We start from the raw sequence: 23,306 nt of genomic DNA, 5'->3' as shown, positions 1-23,306 counted from the left end.
AGATAAAAAAAGGGAGCTTTTAGCCCCCCGTTTTTACTCACAAGATTTTGAATCGTTGTGAAAGAAGAAATGGAATTTCGAATCATTAAACGGAGGTGGTTCATCACGCACATGATCTCTTTGTGCTTTGATCCACTCTTTTTGTTTGATGCAGTCTTCTTTGCGGAACTGTTCGTTAATGGCAAGCATGTCTTGGAAGCTTGGAAGGTAGCCCTTCTTTTTATAGAATTCAGCTTCTTTGGCGTAGATGTTTTTTTCCAATAACGCCGCCACTGCTTCAAACTGCACTGTCGTTTTGATTGCTTGCACTGGCATATATTTCGGCAAAGTCTCTTTTGCTAGACCGAACTGACGCACCAATTTTGCAAAGTAGGACTTAATCGAGTGTTGTGGGGTCCAGTGAAAATCATATTTCTTTTCAATCATCCAGCCATAGACACTTTGTAAAACAGCGTCTTGCATACGCACTTGTCTTAATAATGGGTTGTAACGGTGTTCTGCGATGAAATCAAAACGCGGGTCCACTTCGATATCATAAGGAGCGAATAAAGAAGTCTTCGTCACACCCAAACTTTTTGGATATTCGTTATTCTTAAATTTAGAAACGGAGCTGCGGTATTTTGGAACTAAGAACTGACCGTCAGAAGCCATGTCATAAGCATAACGGATCACTTCAGAGCAGAACAATGTCGAATAGTCCGAATCATCCATGGCAAAGTCATACTTAATACCTTTTTTAGCATCTAACGCTTGGCGGGCTTTGTCGTAAATTCGGCGTGCCGCTTTCTTAGCTAAAGCCTCATCAGGTTGACGGTATAAAGCCACCCGCGCATCAGCTTCTTTACGCCATTTTTCTAGTGGAGTAATAATAGTTCCGTACTGGATTAACGCCTCAACAACGTATTTCTTACCTAACTTGTCTTCAGCAACAATGGCTAAGTGAGAGAAGTTTCCTTCTTCATCAGCAATACGCGCGATCATTGCAGACACATAGGACTTACCGCGCACAAGCATCACGTCACCACTTTTAAGTGCAAAGCCTGTGTATTTAGGATTTGTCCAAGTATTGGGTTTTTCATTAGACATGAGCGGCGTTTGCTTAAACTCAAAGACTTTTTGCGAATACAGCCATTCTAATAGATATTCCTCTGAAAAACGCGCGTATTGAAAGCCTTCGCGGATTTCCTGGATACAGTCTTTGCTTAAATCTTTTTTAGCATCAAACTCTTGCAGCTTTTCGTGCAACACCACGCGAATTTGGAAGATCGTATCCATCACTTCAGAACCACGGGTTCTTAAAGCTTCAACCTCTATCGGCGTTTTCGGCACAAAGTGGTCCGCCGGAAGATTGTATAAATAATCCGTCACTTTGTTGATGAACTGAGTACAGGTTTTCGGGTTGAAAACTTGAGGATTTGATAAATCATTTAAGACCTGTTGGCTTCCCGCAATCAACTCTTCTGTGTTTGCTGGACGGCGATAAGATTCCAACGTTTGTGGTTGAGGTTGAGGGCTCACGCAGCCAGAAAGAAACATCAATGCTGAAACGCTACCAAGTAAGATCTTCTTCATAATGTGAAACTCCTGAGTATTCATACCTTTCGGCTAGAAAGTTCCAAGACATTACCCAGACGAAAGCCTTATATTTCACCCAACAAAATTTTGTTAAAAGAGATCTGAACTAATCTTTGGTCCATAAACTTCCAAAGGACCGCAGTCGATAAGGAAATGCTATTATTCATCACTTTAAATAAACAGGAGCCACCATGAGCCGCGATTCCGCAATGAAACAAGAATTTTTTCACATCGACGAAAATAGTCGTAAAAAAGTCGTTCGTCAGGATCGAACAGATGTGGAACCTCGTTCTTGCTTTATTGATTTCAATGGAAAACAACTTGAAGTTCTTAACATCAGCTCGTTTGGTTGCGCAGTGCTCGTAAGCCCTGAAGAATTCACAGAATTAAAAAACTGGTTTGATAAAAACAATCACGTCGAAGCCAATGTTCTTTATAAAGACATCCAAACTCAACACGTAGCCTTGCGTTGGGCTCGCGCCGTAGAGCACACGAAATCCGTGACTGGCGAAATGATCGTAGGTTTCGAAGTTCTTGGCGAACCGTTAAAAATCGAACGCATCAAAGCGTTGGAAGTTTCTGCCCAAGTTATCAATGACCAAACAAAGTATGCAATGGATCTAGGAATGTTGCCTGCAGAGTTTAAAACCTTCGTTTACGAAATGAAGGACTGGTTAGAAAAACTTAAAAATCGCATCGATGCTTTGGAAGCAAACTCCCCGGTGGATAACTGGAAGGAAGCTCAAGACTATCGCATGACGATTGCAGATACGGTTTCAGAATACTTAGGTCAGGTGATTCCAGCTAAATATTCAGATGTTCCAAGATTAGTTAAAAACTTTACTCCGGAACAAATGAAATGGGCGACTCAGTTTGCCCGAGAACAAGTAGGTCACCTAGTTTACGGCGCTCCATTTGCAAATCGTGCTTACTTTAAACCTCGCGGCTATGCCGGTGATTATGAAATGATGAATCACCTTTACCGTGATGAACTTGTTGGTAAAACTCTTTTTGATCAATGCATGCACAAATACTTTATCGATGAGCCAGCAGGCGTCGCAGTAAAAAACCGTGGTCAGTATTTATTTGAAAAGATCACACAACTTTTTAATGCAACTTCACCGACTCAACCACTGAAAGTTTTATCTGTGGCCAGCGGTCCGGCAATGGAACAGCAAATCTTTTTGCAAAACAGTAAACCGTTCCACGGTCGTAATGTCGAATTCACTTGCTTAGATCAAGATGAAGAGTCTTTAAAACACGCCCAACGCCAATTGCACTCTGTTGAGCGCTTTGTGAAATCCGGTTTCAAGTTCAAATTTAACAACATGGCGATCCGTAACGTGATTGCTGGTGGTTGCCCAGAGCAAGATTATGATCTGATTTATTCAGCGGGCCTTTTTGATTATTTCACAGAGCCGGTGGCGCAAATGGCTGCTAATAAAATGTTAGCTTCAGTTAAACCAGGTGGCGTTGTTGTCATTGGGAACTTCAGTAAAGACAACCCAAGCGTTCCTTTCATGGAGCTAGTTTTAGATTGGCATTTGATCTATCGCTCTGAAGAAGATCTTTTAAGAATCTTTAAAGGCCTGGGATCAAAAATCTGGGTTGAAAAAGAACCTCTTGGTGTAAACCTTTTTGTTTGCATCCAAAAATAGGAAGCCTTGATTGAAATTTCCAGGAAATGAGATCTCGAGCGCTCACCTTCGTGAGTCCGAGATCCTAGAAGAAATTAGATCTGTATTAAAGGTGATCGCCAATTGGATGGCGGTGCCATTATTTATGGCGTTCTGGCTTGCAGATCTTATGTATGTGCCGCAGTTTAAGTGGCCGTTCCTGGCATTGCGCCTAACAATCATTCCCGTGTGTTTGTTAGCCCAACATGAAATTAAAAAAGAACAGACTCCCCGACGGGCGCAGGTATTTGCGGCCCTTTACTGTGGGCTTGTGGCGCTGCCGATCAATATCATGATTGCGCTGATTCCTGACGTGGGCACCTCTTATTATGCAGGATTAAATCTGGTGGCCATCGGCGGACTGTCATTCATTCCATTTTCATTTGCATTCTTTATTTGTACCGCTCTAGCTATTTATTTTCCGTATTACGCTATCGTTTTATCTAAGGCGCAAGGCTTAGATGACTTTAAATCCATCGCCTTAAACTCTTTTTTTATCGTTGGTGCCATTGTAATTTGTTTTTTGATCCGTTTCTTCCATGAAAAACTTAGAGTTCGCGAAATCAACAGCCGCTTGGCTTTAAAGACTGAAATTTCGAATCGCGACGTCATGATTCGCTCGAAAACCGAGGAAGCTGTTCGTTTAAATTCTTTAAGTACTCAGTTCAGCCCCCAGGTTGTTCAAGCTATCCGCGATGGCCGCGTGGACTTAGAAAAAGGCGTCCGTCGTGCGCAGATTTGTGCGATCTTTGTCGACATTGTAGGCTCAACAGAAAGAGTCGTTCGCTTAGACCAAGCCAAAGTGGATCTGGTTCTAGCTCGATTCATGGATACTGTAGTGACGATATTTTTAAAATACGACATCACCATTGATAAGTTCCAAGGCGATGGTATTCTTGCCTTTGCCAACGATCCTATCCGCTATTCCGATTATATTCAGCGCACTTGCTTAGCTGCGATGGAAGTTCGTACGGCTTTGGCCCAAGACCGTGAGTTCTACTTGATGAACTGGAAAAAAGAAATGCAGATTCGCATCGGAATTTCTGCGGGCTACGCAAACGTTGGTTTTTACGGAAACAAAAAGTTCTTCCGGTCTTACACAGCCATCGGTGCGCCACTGCCATTTGCTTCCCGCTTAACCAACTTAGCAGAGCCAAATCAAATTTTGATCGATTCAGACATCGCCATGTGCTTGATGGCTGAAAAATATTCGGTTAGTAGCATTGGCGAAAAAGTGATCAAGGGGTTTGAAGGCGATCAGCATATCGTTTTTGAACTTGTCCAAGCGCCACTGACGAAGCAAGAGACCGGTACCAACCACTGCCCTACTTGTGCGGATTCAGTTCTTTATTTAGATACAAATGCCCAAGGTATTTACGTCGTGAAATGCCGTCAATGCGGCTATGAATTAGACGATGCAGCCGTTTCACCAGCTGCATCAGCGTAATAATATTTAAGGATTTTCTGGAGCAATTAACGGAAGATCCTCTTTTAAGGTGTATTCCGCACCGATTAGATCGCTTTTCTTCACTTTGCCTTCTAAGCCAATTGCTTTAAACAAAGCTTTACGGGTCGCGATGTTAGGTCCGACTTCTCTTTCAGTGGTAATGACGACTGAAAAAGTATCAGACTCTGTGTAATACTCTTCGATCTCAATGACAGCGCCTTTTTTTATGGGTGGTTCAGAGCGTACTTTATTCGCGGCTTTCTGGCCGTTTGCATTTAGAGAAAAAATCAGAATAAAACCTATTAAATATTTCATATTAAATCCCGCCTCCATCAATTCCAACATCATCATCTTCAGTTGCTTCAACCGGTGCTCGTCGTTCAGTTCTTTCTTCTTCAACAACCACTTTTTCTGTTTTTTCAGGAGCTGGCGTTACCTTTTTCTCTGCTGGCGGGGATGATAAAACAAACTCTTTAGATCGAGGTACTTCTTTACCTCCCCCGGAATTTCTCAAGGCTTCGCTAGCTCTTTGTTCTGGGTCACAAGTGTGCTTAACCCCGGCAGGATTGCTACAATCGCTTTGCTGACGGTCGCCTGAATAATTATACACTAGCGAACCATGACCAAGTAGGGATTTAATATCTTGTAGTTCGGCATCGGGAACTCCAATGCAACCATACGTGTTGGCTCCATCAGTATACCATTTACCATGAAGTAAGATTCCACGGCCCAAACTGTCTTGGCCCGACAATCCTCCCAAACCTAAACTGTTAGAATTATCATACTTAACACCACTGTAAGGAGTCGTGATGTGGAATCCTGGCGGCGTCTTAAGCGAACCATACTTGCTGCACATATTTATAGAGTCTCTGCGAGGAATTCCACGTCCCCAGGAAATTCCTGTCGCTCTTTTACAATTGCCTTGAAGATCGAAAATATAAATCATGGGTTTATTCACACCAGAAAAGTCATTTATGGCGACCATCTTGTTACTTGCGATTCGCGCTGCACTACATGACTTAGTAAAAGCTATCGATTCATTAAACGCTTTTTTAATATGAGCAGGAACATTGCCACAACTGCCAGAAGGAAGATCGTTATACTGAGAGTTTCCTCCCCCACCGCCTCCGCCAATACGTCCGTTTAGTGTCAGAAGTTTCGTAGCGCTACTTTTTGAAAAAGCGAAGGCCTCAAAACCTATCAACAGCGATAACAAAATTATTTTTTTCATAAGTCTCTTTTTGGTGAACAATTGCATGTTTATAATGAACGCACAAAAAATCCCAACCGAAGCTGGGACTCTAAAAAATTATTTCTTTCTAGCCGCTGCTTCTTCCTCAGTAAGCAACTTCAATTCTTCTTTCAGTTTAAAAGTCGAACCGACTAAATCCTTATTCTTTTTATTTTCTGGATCGATCCCGGTAGCTTTAAAAAGATCATCGCTGGTGGCGATATTGGGTCCCACACCAGGCTCTTTCACAATAACGACTTCAAACGTGTCAGTGGGCGCATCATAGGAATCAACTTCGATATCTGTGCCTTTAATAATAGGCGGTTCTGTTTCAGCTTCCACCACTGCAGCTTTTGGTTTTTCAGCAACAACTGATTTTTCATTTTCAGCTGCGAACGCGCTCATTGAAAAAAATAAAGTTAGTATTAATAGTGCTTTCATTAGCGGGCTCCTCTTTTGCCACGGCCACTTCCATTCGCCCTGCCACTTGATGAACCGCGGTATTCACGTGAAACGCCCCCACCATGGGATTCATTGGCGGCTTGGTAAGCCAAAGCTTCTGGTTCACAACGCGGCTCAAATCCCGATGGATCACTACAGTTATTCTGTCCCTTACTGCCGAAATAGTTATATACCAACGAGCCAACGCCTAAGAGCTGATTGACTTCACTGAAGTTTGGTACGCCTGTACAACCCCATGAAGATCCACGGCCGACCCCGCGCGATCCGTGAATTAAGATTCCACGCTCTCCTAAACTGTTCTGGCCACAAAGACCTGCTAAGCCTAAAGAATTATATTGGTTATATTTAGCGCCGTTCCTGTGTGCCGCTGTGATATGAAATCCTGGTGGAGTTTTACGTGAATTTTCAGTACTGCAGGCTTCCATTCTTCCCGTGCGCGGATTACCACCACCCCAAGAAATTGGAATCGCTTTGATACAAGATCCATTTTGATCGAATATGTACATCAACGAATGTCCTTGGCCTGAATAATCATTGATGGCAATTTTTTTACCCGGAGCCAATCTAGCAGCTCCGCAGGATTTAGAAAAATCCACGGCTTCAGAGAATGCTTTTCTTACTTGAGTAGGTACATGATCACAGCTTCCTTCTTGCGCGAAAGCATTTCTGAAGGGTTCATATCTATTAAGTTCATCATAAATGCCAGGACCTGTGCTCCCGCTTCCGCCGCCACCACTTGTTGCTGCCGGTTTTGAAGTATAGTTAGAAGTGTAATCCGTTCCATCATCATCAAGCATGCTGATCGAATTACTGCGTGTAAAAGCGTAAGCACTACTACTAGATACAATAACGATAAAAAGTATTAGTTTTTTCATGTTTTTTAATTGTAGAAAAATTGTGGAATTTAGCAAGTGACACAGAAAATACTGAAGATACTTAGGGATTTAAGTCTAAGTCTGTATAAAGGATCTGCATCAGGAAGAATAAGATATATCAGGGACTTGTCATATTATTGATAAGTCTATGAACACCCGCCTCCATATATTAGTCAGAAATTTAAATGTCTCATTTTGAAATCATCAGAACGAAATTCATGTCTAGACCTTGATCAGGACAGTGACACTTTTCCGTTTCAGGGCTGTTAGAGGTGTTTTCAGATTTTGCAGTTAATCAGCTTAAGCCGATGAAAACAAAGGCGAAACGTAAAATCGAAAGATCTGTATCAAAGCTTGCATAGTCTTTTTCTTATGATGAGCAAAAAGATTATTAAACCCATTATTTCAAGCCTGCTTTGCACGGTTTTTCTGGCAGGATTTACCGGCAAAGAAAAGTACGTTGAACTTGAAGGCGCCGTGAATGCCCGAAGCTCTGCTAATTTTGTTGGTTCAAACAATGTGCGCACAGTTTTAAATAAAGGCACTCGCGGGGAAATCCTTGCTTACACAAAACTTCCTTCAGGAAATTACGGCATTAAGATGAAAGTAAGCGCGGGCCCTCGCGCTGGTGAAGTTTTTTGGGTTTATCACAAAGTCGGAAATTCTGAGTTAGCACTTTTTGAAGAGGTTCCGAATGGGAAAGGCCCATCACGCAGCACTTCATCTATTGAGAAAGCAAAAGGTGCGGAAACTAGAAAAGATGTTCCTGCGACACAGGTTCCAGTTCCCAGCCCTGCCCCGCGCGGCGAAGTCAGTGACGCTATTGATTTAATAAATAACACCAACAGCCGTGTGAATGGCCAAGGTCAGAATTGCACGCAGTGCTCTTCGAATACAACAACTGGTGCTCGCTCCACTTTAAATGGTTATGGCGTAGCCAGAGCTTGCAGTGCTCTTATGAATTCACAAGGTCAGCTGGGTGAACATGGTCAAAGTTTAGTTTCTATTATGGCAGAACCTAATTACGCTCGTCACTTTTTAGGAAGTAACGCCTTAGGCAGCTTCTGCCCGAAGTTTAATACTTTATCGACAGCGCAAAAACTAAATGCATGGGCTTGGTTTTGGACTGTCCTTGCTCACGAAGAATCGAGCTGTAACGTCACGCAACTGCATGGCACACACATTTGGAGAAACGGAAAATTAAGTCGTTTAAATCCCTACCAAGGTTACGGCTTATGGGCGTTAGAAAAAGATGCGAACGTGCGCGCTTGGCGAGGAGCTGCTTGCCGCAGCATCAACACCGCTGCGAAACAGGCCCGCTGTGCGGTTGACATCCTTGCTTCGACTTCGCTAAGTAAAGGCCGCACTGGGGTCAGTTCATCAAGTTACTGGGGTCCGGTAAGAAGAGGTGCTGACCAAATCAGACCACAAATGAGGAGATTTGCTTTATGTTTCTAAGAAATATAGTTTTAGCTTTATCTTTGTTCATGGGTTTTTCAGCGCAAGCGCAAACATTGACTTTACTTGAAGCTGGCAGATACGAACTTGTTGCTGGCGAAAAAGACCTTTGCGCTGATGAATTAAACTTTAGCGCAAAAGCGGTTTCACAAAAATATTTAGCCTTGGGTGGTTCCTACCGCTTTGATGCTAAGAACTCACAAAAAGTTGTAGAGTCTGATTTAGATGCGAACTGTGAGTTCCGCGAACAAACAATTCACGAAAAGAATTCTGCTGATGAAACGACTTTAGTAAGAATCAATCAAGAAGTTTGCAGTGGTAAGATTACATCCAACATTAAATCTACTGCGACGGTCAGCAAATTGAAGCTAGAACTAACACACGATATTCAAGGTTCTTTGCCTTACACTTGTGTTTGGAAAAAAGCTGATCGATAGTCTGGCGCAAGTGTTAAAGATCCTTTTTTAAAAAAACCTAAAAGTCCCTACACTGTTGTGATGGAGGACTTTTGGTGGACCAAGCCCCTTTGTTATTTCCCATAAATGATTACTGGTGGTTTTACGCAGCCTTCATTGGCTTCGTGCTGCTAATGCTCGTCATTGACTTAGGTATTTTCCACAAAGACTCCCACACCGTTTCATTTAAAGAAGCCGGTTTATGGTCGATTGCTTGGGTTACTTTAGCCATGGGTTTTTGTGGCATTCTTTACTACTACACCCTTCATAAATTTCAGGATGCAAGCGTTGCTAAAGAAGTCAGTTTACAATTTCTGACCGGCTACGTGATTGAAAAGTCTTTATCCGTGGATAATATCTTCGTCTTCGTGGTCGTCTTTGGATTTTTTGGCATCCCCCCGAAATACCAACATCGTGTGCTGTTCTTTGGGATTTTAGGTGCGTTGATTTTCCGCGCGATCTTTATCAGTTTGGGTGCTTTGTTAATGCAATATAAAGCCGTGGTTTGGATCTTCGGTGCTTTTTTAATTTTTACCGGAATCAAGATGATGATCAGTGAAGAAAAAGCTATTGATCCAGAACAGAACTGGTTAATTAAGTTTTTAAAAAAACATCTGCGGGTCACTCATCAATTTCACGAACATCATTTTTTTGTTAAGGAAGGGGATTTAGTTTTTGCCACTCCTTTGTTTATTGCCTTGGTGTTTTTGGAGTTTACCGACGTGATCTTTGCGGTGGATTCAGTGCCAGCGATCTTTGCTATCACCAATGAACCGTTATTAGTCTTCACTTCCAACATCTTTGCGATTCTGGGCTTACGGTCCCTTTATTTTCTGTTAGCTGGAGTCGTTGATAAGTTTTATTTGCTCAAATATGGTCTAGCTGCGGTTTTAATCTTTGTTGGTTTAAAAATGGTTTGGCTTAATGATCTTTACGATGGCCACTTCCCGATATTGCTTTCGCTTGCGATCATCACGGTATTTATTGGTAGCTCCATTGTAGCTTCTTTAGTTTTTCCCGCAAAGAAGACATGACAAAGCCTTCTTCCCAGTAAATACTAACTTTAGGGGGCTTCTATGACGACGCGCAGATTGTTCCTGGCTCTGAATGCAACCGATCCCTTGTCCCAGTCTTTTCTTCCGACCTATAAGAAAATAAAAATCAATTTTGATAAAAGAGAAATCGATGTGAAGTGGGTGCCGATTGATAACTTCCACGTCACGGTTACTTTCTTCGGGGATACGCCAGAACAAAACATTCCGCGCATCGAAGAAGTTTTAAATCAAGTGTGCGCGAATTTCGCACCATTTGATTTAAAGATCGATGATGTCGGAGCCTTTTCAAATGAACACGACGCCAGAGTTTTATGGTTGGGTGTTCAGAAAAAACGCCGCTTTCAGGAGCTCAAAGAAGAACTTGAACACACCTTCTTAGAAGCTGGGTTATTAAAGCACAAAGAAGAAAGAGATTTCTCGCCCCACTTAACCTTCGGTCGCTTACGTAATCCACGAAGTGTGAAAGATATGATTTCGCCATTTAAAAGAAAAAGCTTCGGCAAGATTCACGTGAACGAAATAGTTTTGTACGAATCAAAACTGCAAGGCCACTACCCGGTTTACATTCCGATTTATCGAGCAAAACTAACCGGAGAAGAAAAGCCCCTTGAAGAAGAGGCTTATTCGACAAATGATTTTCAAATCTAGTTAGCGAATAGCGTTCGCAAACAAACGAACGTAGATATTCTTATTATACAAGTGGAAGATCAGGTCGCCATGGTGGTGACCGGTAAAGCTCGGTCTAAAATAAACACGAGCAGTACAGAACTGACCCGGGAACAGAGTCGGAGGACAGTTAGTCTCCCCCCAGAATCCATTTCCATACAATGCTACGCCACGAATTTGTGTTGGTTCGGGCCCTTCCGCACGAAGTTGGAAATCCACAAACTTAGTTGAATGCACAAATGAAGTACCAAAGTTGTAGTGAAGATATTCATCACGGCTATCACCTGGAACCGGAGTTACCGACAAAGTCTGAACCGGTTCAGCAAAAGATACAGCCGAAACCAAAAGCATCATGATGACTAAAAGTGATTTCATAAAAGTCCCCCTCATAACTAAAGTCTGGGAGACGAACCGGAATTGCTCAAGAAAAAAGCATAACGCACCATGGGCCTAAAAAAGAAGCAGGCACCTTAAAGGCGTCGACGGAGCGAAGCGACCGTCCAGCCCTAACGAACAAAAAAATAAAGGAGCCTCGAAGGCTCCTTTATTTTTCCCGATCATAGCAATGAATAAGGGTTGGCGAGAACGGTTCAAATGCAAGGCGGAAGGTTCTTCGCGAAACGCAGGCGTACCTGTAAGGTACGTCGGAGAGAAGCGAAGGTTCTTCCAACGCAGCAGTTGGGCCGTTATCGACGACCCGACGGCCTTTAGATACCGCTCTTGTTGCGTTCCTCATCATCCACGTGTGTCTGAATACCGCCCTTTAGGTTCGGGCGATATGCCAGATGGTTGATGTCATAGATGAAATTTCCACCGTTAACTGCTGGCGTTTGCCATTCAGGGCCTAAGCGGATTGCATCCACTGGGCAGGCTTCTTCGCAGTAACCGCAGAATACGCAGCGTAGGATATCGATTTCGTAGCTGATTGGGTATTTTTCAACGTGCGGATCGTTATGTTCCGCTGCCGTGATTTTAATACATTCAGCTGGGCAGTTCGTCGCGCACAACATACAAGCTGTGCAACGAAGTGAGCCGTCTTTTTTCACAGTCAGAACGTGATTCCCTTTGAAACGTGGAGAGTATTCATACTTCTCCTCTGGATAGTTCAAGGTCATCATCTTCTTACGGTTAAGAAGGTTCTTCACCAAGTGCTTCATGGTGATACCCATACCACCAAGGATACCCGGCAAATACCACTTCGCCTTTTCGGAGTTATTTTGCATTACGCTCATAAGCTACCTCTTCTAAATACAAACTCGTTCTTTTTACGAGCTTCCAAAGTCACTTGGTCAGAGCGCTGATTTGTCGGCATGAACGGAGTCGGAGTTGGCATCACAAGGTTTTTACCTGCAAGCAACAACGCCGCTTCAGTCAAAGTCAGAGCTTCAGACACCACTGTCGTCACTTTTTTGAACTTTTGTTCAAGACCTGCGTGGTTGATGAAAGTTCCGTCTTTTTCAACGTAAGACTTCGTTGGGATGATCCAAACGTTGCCAGTCAAACCAGATAAAGCTTCGTTCTTACCCGCTTGCATCCAGATGACGTTTTGAGCTTTTGAAATCTCTCTTACGCGATCTGCGAAGTCAGGGAACACCACTTGGTTTTCAGGACCTGCAACAACCACAGTTTTAACTGCACCGCTTGAAAGACCTGAAGACAGATCGTTCCAAGTTGCTGTGATACCGTGTTTTTCAAGAACTTTAAGAAGACCTTTTGTGTTCGGATTTTTATCTCCACGAAGAAGAAGTCCGTCGAAAGAATCAAAGTTCTCTTTGTTGTTAATCCAGAAATAGATTTTCTTAGATTTGAATTCATTTACGAATGTAGAAACAATCGCATCGAACTCTTCAACTGTGTATTGAGCTGTAAGAACTAGTGCCAAAGAATCTGCAGAAGCGGATTTAAGCACTTCGTTAGCAGCCTTCGCAGCAGCTCCCGCAGTCATTTCAGTTTGAACACCATTTACGCGAACAGTGGCTTTCAAGATACGTGCATCTTTGTTCACGAACTTATAAAGATCGCGACCTTCATCACACATCCAGTAACCGTTAACTTGTTCGTTATAAACCGGCTTAACGCGGAAGAAACCTTCCTTGTTATAGTAAGTTTTTACAGAACAACCCGTAGAACAACCGTTACAAACTGTTTCAGCATCTTTTAGATACCAAACGCGCTGACGGAAGCGGAAGTCTTTAGAAGTCAAAGCTCCCACCGGGCAGATGTCTACGGTGTTCATAGAATATTTATTATTAAGCTCAACACCTTCATGGGTGCCGATTTCAGAGCGGTCACCACGGTTGAAGATACCAAGTTCATTCGTTTTAGAAACTTCTTCAGTGAAACGAACACAGCGAGAGCAAAGAATGCAACGCTCAGAATCCAACACCACTGTTGGTCCAAGATCTACAACCTTGTGCTTTTTAACTTTCGCTTCAGCCATTTCTGGATCGTACTTACCGTACTCCATGTATTGGTCTTGAAGTCCGCACTCACCGGCTTGGTCACAGATAGGGCAATCCAAAGGATGGTTGATCAAATGGAAGTCTAGACCCCATTTAACTGCATCACGCACTTTTTCAGACGTGTTGTTAACCTTCATGCCTTCCGTGCACATAGTGTTACAAGCGATCTGTACACGTGGATTTCCTTCGATTTCCACCATGCAAAGACGACAAACACCGGCAACGCTCAAACCTGGATGCCAGCAATAGTGAGCGATACGATCGCCAGACTGTTGCATGGCTTCGATGATCGAAGTGCCTTCTTTTACTTCGATTTCTTTGCCATTAATGGTGACTTTCATATGTCGCTCCTTTTACTTTCGAGCGTCCTTCACGAACGTAAAACTCAAATTCATCTCTATATTTTGTTACAAAGCTAAGAACTGGCAACGCTGCTGCATCTGAAAGGGCACAAATAGTTTTACCCTTCATGTTGTCAGCAACTTTGATCAATAGATCGATGTCTTGCAAACGACCGCGGCCTTCTAGGATTGAATGAAGTACTTTATCCAACCAACCAGTACCTTCACGGCATGGAGTACACTGACCACAAGATTCATGGGCATAGAAGTGAGTTAGAACTCCCAACATATCCACCATACATTGTGAATCATCTAGTACGATAACCGCACCAGAACCCAACATCGTGCCAAGACCTGCCAAAGATTCATAATCAAGATTTGCTTTCGCAACTTCTTCAGCTGTTAACACCGGAGCAGAAGATCCACCCGGGATACAAGCTTTCAACTTACGGCCAGGTTTCATCCCGCCGCCTTCTTTCATGATGAGATCCATCAATGGGTAACCCAATGGAACTTCATAGTTACCTGGCTTCATCACGTTACCAGATAAAGAGAACAATTTAGTTCCCGCTGATTTTTCAGTTCCATGTTTACGGTAAGTAGCTGCGCCATCTTTAACGATGTAAGTAACAGCTGCCAAAGTTTCTACGTTATTTACGATTGTCGGTTTTCTTAAGTAACCCTGAACCGCTGGGAATGGAGGTTTCAATTTTGGTTGGCCTTTAAGACCTTCCAAAGAAGAAATCATGCCTGTTTCTTCCCCGCAGATATAGGCGCCGGCACCACGGTAAACATCAAGGTCAAAGTCAAAGCCTGAACCCAAGATGTTTTTACCTAACAAGCCTGCTGCGTAAGCTTCTTTGATCGCTTTATATAGACATTCAATTGGGAAAACATATTCACCACGAACGTAGATATAACCTTTATTAGAACCGATCGCGAAAGCAGAGATGATCATACCTTCGATCAATTGGTGAGGAGCACGCTCCATCATCATACGGTCTTTAAATGTACCTGGCTCACCTTCATCGGCGTTGCACAGAAGGTAACGAGGTTCTCCGTTTTTAGGAAGGAAGCCCCATTTCATACCCGTTGGGAATCCCGCACCACCACGACCGCGAAGACCCGAAGCCTTCACTTCATCGATGATTTGTTGAGGTTGCATTTTAAAGGCTTTGTGCAAAGTCTCGTAACCACCCTTTGCTTTGTAACCAGCAAGAGTTTGGTACTCATCTAAATGATAGAATTCTGTAAGTACTTTTACTTCAGCCATTATTTCATACCTCTAAGAAGATTCATCGCAGTCTCTGGAGAAAGCTTTTCGTAGTAAGTGTCATTCACTTGCATCATTGGAGCTGTTCCGCATGAACCAAGGCATTCCACTTTGCTTACTGTGAAACGACCATCTGCGCTGACTTCGTTGAACTTAACGCCCACTTCGTGGCAGATGTGTTTTGCCAACTCACGGCCGCCTTCAAGAGCGCAAGAGATATTCGTGCACACTTGAACGTGGTATTTACCCACCGGCTTTTGGTTGAACATAGTATAAAACTTAAATACTTCGTTAATGCGCGCTTCAGGAAGCTCCATCACTTGCGAAAGATATGAAATCATACCTGGAGTGATGAAACCGTTGTTTTCTTTTTGCGCGATATAAAGGCTTGGGATGATAGCAGACTCACGCGCTTCGTAACGAGCGAGTTCTTTTTTTACTTCTGCCAAACCTTGGTCACTCAGTTTAAACATTGTCGCTTCCTCTTAACGATCTAATTCGCCGGCAATAAGGTTCATGGATGCAATCGTCGCAATCGCATCCGCAAGCATCGCGCCTTTAACTACAGTCGGATAAGACTGATAGATCGCAAAGCATGGTGGACGAACTTTCAAACGATATGGATTTGCAGAGCCGTCAGACACTAGATAGAAGCCCAACTCTCCGTTAGCCGCTTCAGTCGCATCGTAAACTTCACCTACTGGTGGACGAAGACCTTTAATGATCAACATAAAGTGATTCATCAAACCTTCAATGTTTCCGTAAACGTCTTTTTTCTCTGGAAGAACAATGCCTTTGTCACGGATGGTGTAATCACCACCTGGAACGTTTTTACAAACTTGTTCGATGATACGAATAGATTGGCGCATTTCTTCGAAGCGAACTAGATAACGATCATAGATGTCACCGCTAGTTCCAACTGGAACGTCAAAATCAAGAGCGTCGTAACCATAGTAAGGTTTTGCTTTACGCAAATCCAAGTTCACGCCCGATGCACGAAGCATTGGACCCGTGTAACCCCATTGGATCGCATCAGCTGCAGAAACCGGGCACACGCCACGAGTACGTTGGATGAAGATTTTATTATCTACAACCATTGCTGCCATTTCGTCAGTACCACGGCGAAGTTCTTTACAAAGTGCAAGAACTTCATCGAACCAACCTTCAGGCGCATCTTGAGCCATACCACCAACGCGAGTCATGGATACAGTCAAACGAGCTCCGCAAAGTTTTTCGAATAGACCGTAAACTTCTTCACGAAGTCCGAACATATAGAAGAAAGATGTCAATGCACCCAAGTCCATCGCGCCAGTACCGATTGAAATCGTATGGTCGATGATACGAGAAAGTTCCGCCAAGATAACACGCATTGCTTGTGCTTTTGGTGGGATTTCAACGCCCAAGATTCTTTCAACCGCTTTACAGTAACCAATGTTATTCATTGGCGCTGAACAGTAGTTCAAACGATCTGTGTACGGGATCACTTGGTTGTATGGGTGAGTTTCCGCCATTTTTTCAAAGCAGCGGTGAAGATAACCGATTTCGCAGTTCGCGCGAACGATCGTCTCCCCGTCCATTTCAGCCATTACACGCAAAGTTCCGTGCATCGCTGTATGGGCAGGACCGATGTTCAATGGAACATACTTGTCATTCAATACATCCCCAGGAGAGCCGGGCTCATTTAGGAAATGGATTGGCAATGAAGTCGTGCACGACTGTTGGTGATCAGCTTCATAGTCTTTACGAAGCGGATGACCTACGAATTGGTGGTGAGTCAAAATCTTGCGAAGATTCGGGTGACCATCAAAGATGATACCGAACATGTCGTAAGCTTCACGCTCAAACCAGTCTGCGCCTTTGTAAGCGTTGATCGCAGTGCCGATAGATTCGCCTTCACCGACTTGCGCTTTGATACGCAAACGAGAAGCGTCTTTAGAAGAAAATAAATTGTAAACAACGTCGAAACGTCTTTCGCGAGCTGGGTAATCAACACCGCAAACGTCCATCAAGAAATCAAATGCGCCACTTTCACGTAAGTGCATCAAAAGCGCTGGCACGTCTTCTTTAGGAACTTCAAGAACATCATCGCCCACAGCGTGGATGAACTTGTAGTTTTCGATTTTAAATTTGCCGCTTAAGGCCTGTTTTAAATTCTCAAGCTTGTTCATATGGGTTTTTCCAATTGTCCTTCCAAGGACGTGGAGTGTTTGTCGCAATCATACGTTGCAATGCCATGATACCGTCCATCACCGCCTCTGGAGTCGGAGGGCAACCTGGAATGTAAACATCCACTGGGATTACTTTGTCGACGCCTTGAAGAACGTGATACGCGCGGTAAAAACCACCAGAGCTTGCACAAGCTCCCATGGAGATAACGTATTTTGGTTCAAGCATTTGTTGATAAATACGAGTGATAACGGGAGCCATCTTTTCAGTGATAGTTCCGGCAACAACCAATAAGTCAGCTTGGCGAGGAGAGAAACGTGCCACTTCGGCACCGAAGCGAGCCAAGTCATATTTGGGTCCCATCACTGACATGAACTCGATACCGCAACAAGCAGTACCATAAGGCATTGGCCACAAAGAGTTCTTACGTCCCCACGCTACCAAAGCATCGAGCTTCGACGTGAAGGCGAAGTCTCTAGACATGTCATCTACAGCTTGAGTTCCTGATGCGCCTTCATGGGACGCGGAACCCTGCACTTGATTCTTGTGCATAAATACACCTCTGTAATTTCAATTAGCTATCATTAAGTGTTTAATGAAAATCCATAATCCTGACAACTAGATATGTATTATAGGCGCGGCGGAAGAATTCTACAACGCGGCTTTCCATAAATGGGCAAATGAAATTGATTCTCTAGTCTCGTCACTTCACACTAAAAGTTCACTCAACATCAGTCGAGGAAAGGTTTTGCAGGCATCCCTGTTTGCATTTCCACGAGGGGCCTCGAAAGGAGAAACAATATGAATAAAGTGATGAACAAGATGTCCTTGTTCCTGGGAATGACTGTCATTTCCCTAAGCTTCGGAGCGCAAGCAAACTCTAAAAAACAAGATTTGCTCATTAAACTAGCACCTGGAGTGATGGAATTCCAAATGCAAGGCGCGAAAGTTGAAAAACTTAACGATTCTTGGGTTCGCGTTCAGACTTCTTCAAAAGTGAGCGTACAAAGTTTAGAAAAAAATCCTGCTGTTGAGTACGTTCAGCCAAACTATAAAATCACTTTGATTGAAGATTATAAAATCCAAGATCCATTGCGCAGAGCTGCTTTGGCAAAAATGCTAAGCCGCAACCCACAATTCGTAAGTCTTGCTCGCCCAGACAACCCGGCTATTCCTGACGCCCCGCAATCGGTTTCTGGCGCGGATCCATTATTCAACAAACAATGGGGCATGTTGGATATCGGCGTGGTTGAAGCCTGGAAAGTGACTCGCGGAAATCCAGAAATGGTTGTTGCTGTGATCGACACAGGTGTTGATTACACTCACGAAGATCTTTTGCCAAACATGTGGAGAAATCCAAAAGAAATCGCTAACAACAACATCGACGACGATAACAACGGATACGTTGATGACATCGTTGGTTGGGATTTCGTTACTAACGATAACAAACCTTACGATCTTTCTTTTGACAGCATCAATCAGCTTTTCAAAGGTGGAAACCCAGGTCACGGAACTCACGTTGCGGGTTGTGTAGCAGCTGCGGGTAACAACTCTAAAGGGGTTGCAGGTGTGGCTCCGAATGTAAAAATCATGGCTTTACGTTTCATCGCAGAACGTGGTGGCGGTACAACAGCTGATGCCATCAAATCCATCACTTACGCTGTTGATAACGGCGCTAAAGTTATGAACAACTCTTGGGGTTCTGAAGGTGAAGAGCCAGGTGCTCCAGAAAATAAAGCACTTCGCGATGCAGTTCAGTACGCACAAGACAAAGGTGTTTTGTTCATCGCCGCTGCGGGTAATGGCCACAAAGGTGTGGGATATGACAACGACACTGACAAGTTGCCTGCTTATCCAGCATCTTATGATCACGATATTATCATTTCTGTTGCTGCTTTAGATGTTAAAGATCAATTGGGATCTTTTTCGAACTGGGGCGCTAGAGGTGTCGATATCGGTGCTCCTGGCGTGAAGGTTTTCTCTACAACTGTTGGCAACAACTATAGCGATACAGTGATTGATAAATTCGGTATCAAAGCTACGTGGGATGGCACTTCTATGGCGGCCCCTCACGTTGCAGGTGCTGCTGCTCTTTACTGGTCAGCAAACCCAACGAAGTCATGGCAAGATGTGAAAGCTGCACTTCTTGGTTCAGTTAAAAAAGTGAACTCTCTTGCGAATAAATCAGTGTCAGGCGGCAAGCTTGATGTTGAAGCTTTGATGAAATACTAATCTTTCAGAACCTTAATTTGTAAAAGTTTAGTACATAAAAAAAAGTAGAACATGCAACACCCACGGAGGGACTATGCGTGTTCTACTTTTTTCATTTTTAGCATCTTCTATTTGTCTTTCTGCTCAAGCGACAAAATTCGAACTCGATAAAGCCCATACAGACGTGACCTTTAAAGCCCCCCACTTAATGGTTTCAAAGGTCAAAGGTCGCTTCAATGAATTCTCTGGCAGCTTTGAATTCGATGAAAAAACCATGAAGGTGGATAACGTCATGGTGACTATCAAAGCCAACTCCATCGACACCAATGAAAAAGACCGCGACAAACATTTGCGCAGTAAAGATTTTCTTGATGCCGACAAGTTTCCTGAACTGACTTTCAAGGGAACTAAAACAATCTATGAAAAAGACAAGCCAGATAAAATCGAAGGTGATCTAACCATTCGCGGAATCACTAAAAAGGTGATTTTGGATGTCGATTACAATGGTGCTGTCACAGATCCCATGGGTAACAGAATCATCTCTTTCGATGCTGAAACCAAAATCAACCGTAAAGATTTCGGACTTAATTGGAACAAATCTTTAGATAAAGGCGGATGGGTTGTCGGCGACGATTTAGAAATTGAAATCGACGGCGAAGCCAAAGAAGTCAAAGCTGCTAAGGCTTCTGAACCAGCTAAAAAATAAATCGGTTACAAAAGGGATCACAAATGCCATCAAAATCTTTTTCGCACAAGGTGGGCTTAGGCCTTAGGCCACCCCATTTTCCGTATTTAGAACAACGTCCTTCAACAGAGGTGGCCTGGTTTGAAGCCATTTCAGAAAACTATATGGATACGCGCGGGCGTCCGTTAGAAATGCTGCAAATGATTCGTCAGGACTACCCGCTGGCTCTGCACGGTGTTTCTATGAACATTGGCTCCCCTGGTGGAGTTCGTGTGGATTACTTGCAAAAACTGCGTGAACTGATTGAACAAGTAGAACCCTTCATCGTTTCAGATCATCTTTCTTGGACCGGCGTTGAAGAACAAAACCTGCACGGGTTGCTGCCATTGCCATTCACGGAAGACAGCATTGAAACCCTTGTTCACAATATTGATTTCGTACAAAACTTTTTAAAGCGCCCGCTGATTCTTGAAAACGTCTCCACTTACATCAGCTATCGCCGCAATGAAATGAACGAATGGGACTTCGTTGCTGAAGTCAGCCGCCGATCTGGTTGCGGAATTCTTTTAGATTTAAACAACGTGTATGTGAATTCCTATAATCACGGCTTTGATCCTCGCTATTTCCTAAATCACATTCCGATGGAACGTGTGGCACAGGTTCATATGTCAGGTCCTGCCGATTACGGGGATTTCTTGTTTGATACACACTCTAAAGAAATTCCTGAACCGGTTTGGAATTTATTTAAGATGACGGCGCCACAAATTCGCCATTTGCCAATCTTGATTGAGCGAGATGAAGACATTCCTGATTTTAACGAACTAGAAACTGAAGTCGCAAAAGCTGTCAGCATATTGGAGAGTTCATATGAATCTGAACGAAGCACAGAAGCTGTTTAAAGATGGAATGCTAAACGCCAAAGCCGATCCGAAAACGGTGGAAGAACTAAAACCGGTCGGAAAACTTTCTTTGGATGCAGCCTTTGAAGTTTACAATCGCGGTTATATCGCCCGTCTGACAGAAGCTTTGGGTGAAACATTTGAAGCTGTTCGATGGGTAGTCGGCAAAGATCTTTTCAACGATCTGTGCCGTGGATTTATCGAAAGCGAGCCTTCGATTTCCTACAACCTGGCTGATCATGGCAGAACGTTTCCGGAATTTGTGAAAAACTCCCATGCGTCGAAAGGCATTCCTTTCTTGTACGATCTTGCACGCTTTGAATGGTCCTATAAAAAAATGAACGATGCACCGACGCCGCATCCGTTGCCAGCAGAACAAATCAAAGAGCTTTTACATTCTGACGATTTCAAAATTCAATTCATCGAAGGTATGGATATTTTTGATAGCCCTTATGCAGTTTACGAATTGTGGAGTCGTCGCAAAGAACCTGCCTATGAGTTTGAAGACATCAACTGGAACCACGCAGAAAGTCTTTTGTTTTACAAAAAGCAGTCCAAGATTTTCGTGCAAAGAATAGATGTGGTTGAAGCCCAAGTGATCATGGAATTAAAAGAAGGTTTGTCAGTGAATACTTCCTTGGCGGATTTTTCTACTTCGATGACCCCGGATAAAATTGCTCAATTATTTGAGATGATGATGAAGGCCGGAATCATTGAAGATGTTTTGGTATTGGAAACCTAAAAAATCCACGCCACCGCCTTCACCCGGCACTCGCTGTTGATTCACACCCGCAGGAATATACTCATCACCAAGAAGAGCCTGTTCCTGTGGGTTACGGCGCGCATATTTCATCAAATCCTTATGATACGATAGAATCAAACTTCCAGTCTGTAAGGCTGTAACTATGTAATTTAAATGTTCAATGCTGACAGCAAAACAGCCTTCGCTCCAGCCCAGGCGACCGTTTTGTCGAATGAAATCTTCACTGACATATTTGGCGCCATGTAAAACGATGTTTCTAACACGAGCGTTGTCGTTGGATGCATCAACCCCATCTAGATACAAAGAAAGTCCATTCTTTTTTCCGATGAAAGTGCCTTTAGCAAAATAAAAACCTAAAGAGCTTTTCCAGGTTTCAGAAAGATTTGAAAAGTTGCGCGCCTCTAAAATTCCAGAACGAATGCCATGGGCGACATAAAAAGATTCGAAGGTACCTTCCACTAAGTTCAGTAAATAAAGTCGTTTAACAGTAGAAGGTTTTGAATAATCAACGATCACTGCGGAATCGATGTTGGGAATAATCCCTTCGTTATAATCAAACATTCGAAACAGAAGATCCAAAGCTTCATGGGGAAGTCCTTGTTCAACAAGAGAATCAAAAACCAAACGGCCGTCAGAAGTGCGACGATCGAACATGCCTGCATAGGTGTAATTTAAAAATCCCAAGTTCAATAAAATTGGGAATGAGATTTTAAGAAAAGTTAAGAAAGGCATCTCTTAACTCTTCACTCTTAAAATAGCTTCAGCAAATTAATATTAGGAAATTAAGGAACGGGAATGAAAGGAACATCCTGACATACAATTTGAATTCCATCTGCTTGCATTGGTGCTGCAAGCACATCAATTTCAGAAGACGTATCAAGCATGTTTATGTGGTTTCTCAAAACGATCTTTGAAAGAGTGATCGACGGAATTTTGATTCTTTTTTTAGCTAAAGCATTGTGGCGCGGAGCTAAAATCGCCATACGCCGAATGGATTCTAAAACGTGTTTCACCATGCAATTGTATCTTGGATTCTTATCCATCTCTTTTATTTGCTCGTCAGCATAATTCGCAATAGAGGTATAAAAGTTGTTATCTAGTAGATAATCAAGATCTTGGATGATCGGCTTCACATCTACGGCTTTAAAGTTAGCGACATTATCTTTGCCATCAGGATTCATCGTTTTAAAAGCCGGCGTTTCAGACATATCGATGAAGTCATCACACAAAATATTTACGCCTGCTTTTTGATAAGGAAGTGCCCAACCATCAGCAAAAGGCACTGCGAACATGAGCCAAGTTTCCATACGAATCAGCTTTTTTGAAACCGCTTTGCTTTGACCGTGGGTCAATTGATCATAAACGACGGCACGTTTTTTATTTAACTGGATGGCATCTTTGATGTGCGCAGTTAAACAAGCCTTTGCAGAAGAAACTGCAGGTATGAAGCTAACCAGGACTGCTAGAAGCAAGGCTTGAAAAAAAGATTTCATAGGGCCTATTAATACCACAAAAGTTCTTAGTCCCCTGGACCTTCCTGAAATCCTTGGAAAAATCTAAAGAACTGTCTAACAGTTCGACAAAAAATCCAACATCCCCCGCGAAC

At 43.2% G+C, this 23,306-nt stretch carries 24 protein-coding genes; 10 read left to right on the top strand and 14 right to left on the bottom strand.

Annotated elements, in window-relative coordinates; all coding sequences use genetic code 11:
- Positions 1-33: 33 nt before the first annotated feature.
- On the bottom strand, positions 34-1,572 hold the full coding sequence (locus MNR06_RS15725) for a YiiX/YebB-like N1pC/P60 family cysteine hydrolase (protein ID WP_243537481.1): 1,539 nt from the start codon (positions 1,570-1,572) through the stop codon (positions 34-36).
- Between the two features lie 194 nt (positions 1,573-1,766).
- Here MNR06_RS15725 and MNR06_RS15720 point away from each other — a divergent pair, with 194 nt between their 5' ends.
- On the top strand, positions 1,767-3,233 hold the full coding sequence (locus MNR06_RS15720; protein WP_243537479.1) for a class I SAM-dependent methyltransferase: 1,467 nt from the start codon (positions 1,767-1,769) through the stop codon (positions 3,231-3,233).
- A 10-nt stretch (positions 3,234-3,243) separates the two neighbouring features.
- Positions 3,244-4,698, top strand: a complete 1,455-nt coding sequence (locus MNR06_RS15715) for an adenylate/guanylate cyclase domain-containing protein (RefSeq protein ID WP_243537477.1) — start codon at positions 3,244-3,246, stop codon at positions 4,696-4,698.
- 6 nt (positions 4,699-4,704) lie between these two features.
- On the opposite strand, the gene MNR06_RS15710 is transcribed toward MNR06_RS15715, so the two are convergent.
- The 4 genes from MNR06_RS15710 to MNR06_RS15695 all read right to left on the bottom strand — a co-directional run bounded on the left by MNR06_RS15710 (position 4,705) and on the right by MNR06_RS15695 (position 7,266).
- Positions 4,705-5,013: a hypothetical protein gene (locus MNR06_RS15710; RefSeq protein WP_243537476.1), complete on the bottom strand. Its 309-nt coding sequence runs from the start codon at positions 5,011-5,013 to the stop codon at positions 4,705-4,707.
- A gap of 1 nt (position 5,014) precedes the next feature.
- Positions 5,015-5,929 carry a hypothetical protein gene (locus MNR06_RS15705; protein WP_243537474.1) on the bottom strand — a complete coding sequence of 305 codons (915 nt, stop codon included), beginning with the start codon at positions 5,927-5,929 and terminating at the stop codon, positions 5,015-5,017.
- A gap of 78 nt (positions 5,930-6,007) precedes the next feature.
- A complete protein-coding gene (locus MNR06_RS15700) occupies positions 6,008-6,370 on the bottom strand; it encodes a hypothetical protein (RefSeq protein ID WP_243537473.1) in 363 nt (120 codons plus the stop codon).
- Positions 6,370-7,266 (bottom strand): hypothetical protein, encoded by an 897-nt coding sequence (locus tag MNR06_RS15695; protein ID WP_243537472.1) that lies wholly within the window; start codon positions 7,264-7,266, stop codon positions 6,370-6,372. Before MNR06_RS15695 ends, MNR06_RS15700 begins: the two co-directional genes overlap by 1 nt.
- A gap of 372 nt (positions 7,267-7,638) precedes the next feature.
- Here MNR06_RS15695 and MNR06_RS15690 point away from each other — a divergent pair, with 372 nt between their 5' ends.
- From MNR06_RS15690 to thpR, 4 genes are all read left to right on the top strand, one after another.
- Positions 7,639-8,724 carry a hypothetical protein gene (locus MNR06_RS15690; RefSeq protein WP_243537470.1) on the top strand — a complete coding sequence of 362 codons (1,086 nt, stop codon included), beginning with the start codon at positions 7,639-7,641 and terminating at the stop codon, positions 8,722-8,724.
- Positions 8,715-9,161, top strand: a complete 447-nt coding sequence (locus tag MNR06_RS15685; protein WP_243537469.1) for a hypothetical protein — start codon at positions 8,715-8,717, stop codon at positions 9,159-9,161. The genes MNR06_RS15690 and MNR06_RS15685 overlap by 10 nt, the downstream gene beginning before the upstream one ends.
- A gap of 74 nt (positions 9,162-9,235) precedes the next feature.
- Positions 9,236-10,213, top strand: coding sequence for a TerC family protein (locus tag MNR06_RS15680; RefSeq protein ID WP_243537468.1), 978 nt, complete (start codon positions 9,236-9,238; stop codon positions 10,211-10,213).
- Between the two features lie 42 nt (positions 10,214-10,255).
- Positions 10,256-10,882 (top strand): RNA 2',3'-cyclic phosphodiesterase, encoded by a 627-nt coding sequence (thpR, locus tag MNR06_RS15675; protein ID WP_243537467.1) that lies wholly within the window; start codon positions 10,256-10,258, stop codon positions 10,880-10,882.
- Here the strand turns inward: thpR and MNR06_RS15670 are convergent, their stop codons facing one another.
- From MNR06_RS15670 to MNR06_RS15635, 7 genes are all read right to left on the bottom strand, one after another.
- Positions 10,883-11,275 carry a hypothetical protein gene (locus tag MNR06_RS15670; RefSeq protein WP_243537466.1) on the bottom strand — a complete coding sequence of 131 codons (393 nt, stop codon included), beginning with the start codon at positions 11,273-11,275 and terminating at the stop codon, positions 10,883-10,885.
- A 332-nt stretch (positions 11,276-11,607) separates the two neighbouring features.
- On the bottom strand, positions 11,608-12,132 hold the full coding sequence (locus MNR06_RS15665) for a NuoI/complex I 23 kDa subunit family protein (protein ID WP_243537465.1): 525 nt from the start codon (positions 12,130-12,132) through the stop codon (positions 11,608-11,610).
- A complete protein-coding gene (locus tag MNR06_RS15660) occupies positions 12,129-13,703 on the bottom strand; it encodes a 2Fe-2S iron-sulfur cluster-binding protein (protein WP_243537459.1) in 1,575 nt (524 codons plus the stop codon). Before MNR06_RS15660 ends, MNR06_RS15665 begins: the two co-directional genes overlap by 4 nt.
- Entirely contained in the window at positions 13,687-14,976 is a 1,290-nt protein-coding gene (gene nuoF, locus MNR06_RS15655; protein WP_243537458.1) for an NADH-quinone oxidoreductase subunit NuoF, read from the bottom strand. Before nuoF ends, MNR06_RS15660 begins: the two co-directional genes overlap by 17 nt.
- Positions 14,976-15,449, bottom strand: a complete 474-nt coding sequence (locus MNR06_RS15650) for a complex I 24 kDa subunit family protein (protein ID WP_243537457.1) — start codon at positions 15,447-15,449, stop codon at positions 14,976-14,978. Before MNR06_RS15650 ends, nuoF begins: the two co-directional genes overlap by 1 nt.
- 12 nt (positions 15,450-15,461) lie before the next feature.
- Positions 15,462-17,144: an NADH dehydrogenase (quinone) subunit D gene (gene nuoD, locus MNR06_RS15645; protein ID WP_330220893.1), complete on the bottom strand. Its 1,683-nt coding sequence runs from the start codon at positions 17,142-17,144 to the stop codon at positions 15,462-15,464.
- Entirely contained in the window at positions 17,131-17,694 is a 564-nt protein-coding gene (locus MNR06_RS15635) for an NADH-quinone oxidoreductase subunit B (RefSeq protein ID WP_407933187.1), read from the bottom strand. The genes nuoD and MNR06_RS15635 overlap by 14 nt, the downstream gene beginning before the upstream one ends.
- Positions 17,695-17,943: 249 nt before the next feature.
- Here MNR06_RS15635 and MNR06_RS15630 point away from each other — a divergent pair, with 249 nt between their 5' ends.
- From MNR06_RS15630 to MNR06_RS15615, 4 genes are all read left to right on the top strand, one after another.
- Positions 17,944-19,374, top strand: a complete 1,431-nt coding sequence (locus MNR06_RS15630; RefSeq protein ID WP_243537456.1) for a S8 family peptidase — start codon at positions 17,944-17,946, stop codon at positions 19,372-19,374.
- A 73-nt stretch (positions 19,375-19,447) separates the two neighbouring features.
- The gene (locus MNR06_RS15625; protein ID WP_243537455.1) at positions 19,448-20,059 is read left to right on the top strand and encodes a YceI family protein; all 612 of its coding nucleotides are present in this window, start codon (positions 19,448-19,450) and stop codon (positions 20,057-20,059) included.
- A 23-nt stretch (positions 20,060-20,082) separates the two neighbouring features.
- Positions 20,083-20,937 carry an MNIO family bufferin maturase gene (gene bufB / locus MNR06_RS15620; protein WP_243537454.1) on the top strand — a complete coding sequence of 285 codons (855 nt, stop codon included), beginning with the start codon at positions 20,083-20,085 and terminating at the stop codon, positions 20,935-20,937.
- The gene (locus tag MNR06_RS15615) at positions 20,906-21,679 is read left to right on the top strand and encodes an HvfC/BufC N-terminal domain-containing protein (RefSeq protein ID WP_243537453.1); all 774 of its coding nucleotides are present in this window, start codon (positions 20,906-20,908) and stop codon (positions 21,677-21,679) included. Before bufB ends, MNR06_RS15615 begins: the two co-directional genes overlap by 32 nt.
- On the opposite strand, the gene MNR06_RS15610 is transcribed toward MNR06_RS15615, so the two are convergent.
- Positions 21,620-22,432: a murein L,D-transpeptidase catalytic domain family protein gene (locus MNR06_RS15610; protein WP_243537452.1), complete on the bottom strand. Its 813-nt coding sequence runs from the start codon at positions 22,430-22,432 to the stop codon at positions 21,620-21,622. The two genes, MNR06_RS15615 and MNR06_RS15610, sit on opposite strands and share 60 nt — an antisense overlap.
- 50 nt (positions 22,433-22,482) lie before the next feature.
- Positions 22,483-23,193, bottom strand: a complete 711-nt coding sequence (locus tag MNR06_RS15605) for a hypothetical protein (protein WP_243537451.1) — start codon at positions 23,191-23,193, stop codon at positions 22,483-22,485.
- Positions 23,194-23,306 lie beyond the last annotated feature (113 nt).

The organism is Bdellovibrio reynosensis (assembly GCF_022814725.1).
In the GTDB taxonomy this organism is placed as follows: domain Bacteria; phylum Bdellovibrionota; class Bdellovibrionia; order Bdellovibrionales; family Bdellovibrionaceae; genus Bdellovibrio; species Bdellovibrio reynosensis.
Note: the sequence above shows the minus strand (reverse complement) of the source record. Positions and strands in the feature narration are given on the sequence as shown.

Bases quoted from the DNA above. Each gene is read 5' to 3' on its own strand.
- MNR06_RS15725 (WP_243537481.1), bottom strand. From the start codon at position 1,572: ATGAAGAAGATCTTACTTGGTAGCGTTTCAGCATTGATGTTTCTTTCT.
- MNR06_RS15720 (WP_243537479.1), top strand. From the start codon at position 1,767: ATGAGCCGCGATTCCGCAATGAAACAAGAATTTTTTCACATCGACGAA.
- MNR06_RS15710 (WP_243537476.1), bottom strand. From the start codon at position 5,013: ATGAAATATTTAATAGGTTTTATTCTGATTTTTTCTCTAAATGCAAAC.
- MNR06_RS15705 (WP_243537474.1), bottom strand. From the start codon at position 5,929: ATGAAAAAAATAATTTTGTTATCGCTGTTGATAGGTTTTGAGGCCTTC.
- MNR06_RS15700 (WP_243537473.1), bottom strand. From the start codon at position 6,370: ATGAAAGCACTATTAATACTAACTTTATTTTTTTCAATGAGCGCGTTC.
- MNR06_RS15695 (WP_243537472.1), bottom strand. From the start codon at position 7,266: ATGAAAAAACTAATACTTTTTATCGTTATTGTATCTAGTAGTAGTGCT.
- MNR06_RS15690 (WP_243537470.1), top strand. From the start codon at position 7,639: ATGATGAGCAAAAAGATTATTAAACCCATTATTTCAAGCCTGCTTTGC.
- MNR06_RS15685 (WP_243537469.1), top strand. From the start codon at position 8,715: ATGTTTCTAAGAAATATAGTTTTAGCTTTATCTTTGTTCATGGGTTTT.
- thpR (WP_243537467.1), top strand. From the start codon at position 10,256: ATGACGACGCGCAGATTGTTCCTGGCTCTGAATGCAACCGATCCCTTG.
- MNR06_RS15670 (WP_243537466.1), bottom strand. From the start codon at position 11,275: ATGAAATCACTTTTAGTCATCATGATGCTTTTGGTTTCGGCTGTATCT.
- MNR06_RS15665 (WP_243537465.1), bottom strand. From the start codon at position 12,132: ATGAGCGTAATGCAAAATAACTCCGAAAAGGCGAAGTGGTATTTGCCG.
- MNR06_RS15660 (WP_243537459.1), bottom strand. From the start codon at position 13,703: ATGAAAGTCACCATTAATGGCAAAGAAATCGAAGTAAAAGAAGGCACT.
- nuoF (WP_243537458.1), bottom strand. From the start codon at position 14,976: ATGGCTGAAGTAAAAGTACTTACAGAATTCTATCATTTAGATGAGTAC.
- MNR06_RS15650 (WP_243537457.1), bottom strand. From the start codon at position 15,449: ATGTTTAAACTGAGTGACCAAGGTTTGGCAGAAGTAAAAAAAGAACTC.
- nuoD (WP_330220893.1), bottom strand. From the start codon at position 17,144: ATGAACAAGCTTGAGAATTTAAAACAGGCCTTAAGCGGCAAATTTAAA.
- MNR06_RS15635 (WP_407933187.1), bottom strand. From the start codon at position 17,694: ATGCACAAGAATCAAGTGCAGGGTTCCGCGTCCCATGAAGGCGCATCA.
- MNR06_RS15630 (WP_243537456.1), top strand. From the start codon at position 17,944: ATGAATAAAGTGATGAACAAGATGTCCTTGTTCCTGGGAATGACTGTC.
- MNR06_RS15625 (WP_243537455.1), top strand. From the start codon at position 19,448: ATGCGTGTTCTACTTTTTTCATTTTTAGCATCTTCTATTTGTCTTTCT.
- bufB (WP_243537454.1), top strand. From the start codon at position 20,083: ATGCCATCAAAATCTTTTTCGCACAAGGTGGGCTTAGGCCTTAGGCCA.
- MNR06_RS15615 (WP_243537453.1), top strand. From the start codon at position 20,906: ATGAATCTGAACGAAGCACAGAAGCTGTTTAAAGATGGAATGCTAAAC.
- MNR06_RS15610 (WP_243537452.1), bottom strand. From the start codon at position 22,432: ATGCCTTTCTTAACTTTTCTTAAAATCTCATTCCCAATTTTATTGAAC.
- MNR06_RS15605 (WP_243537451.1), bottom strand. From the start codon at position 23,193: ATGAAATCTTTTTTTCAAGCCTTGCTTCTAGCAGTCCTGGTTAGCTTC.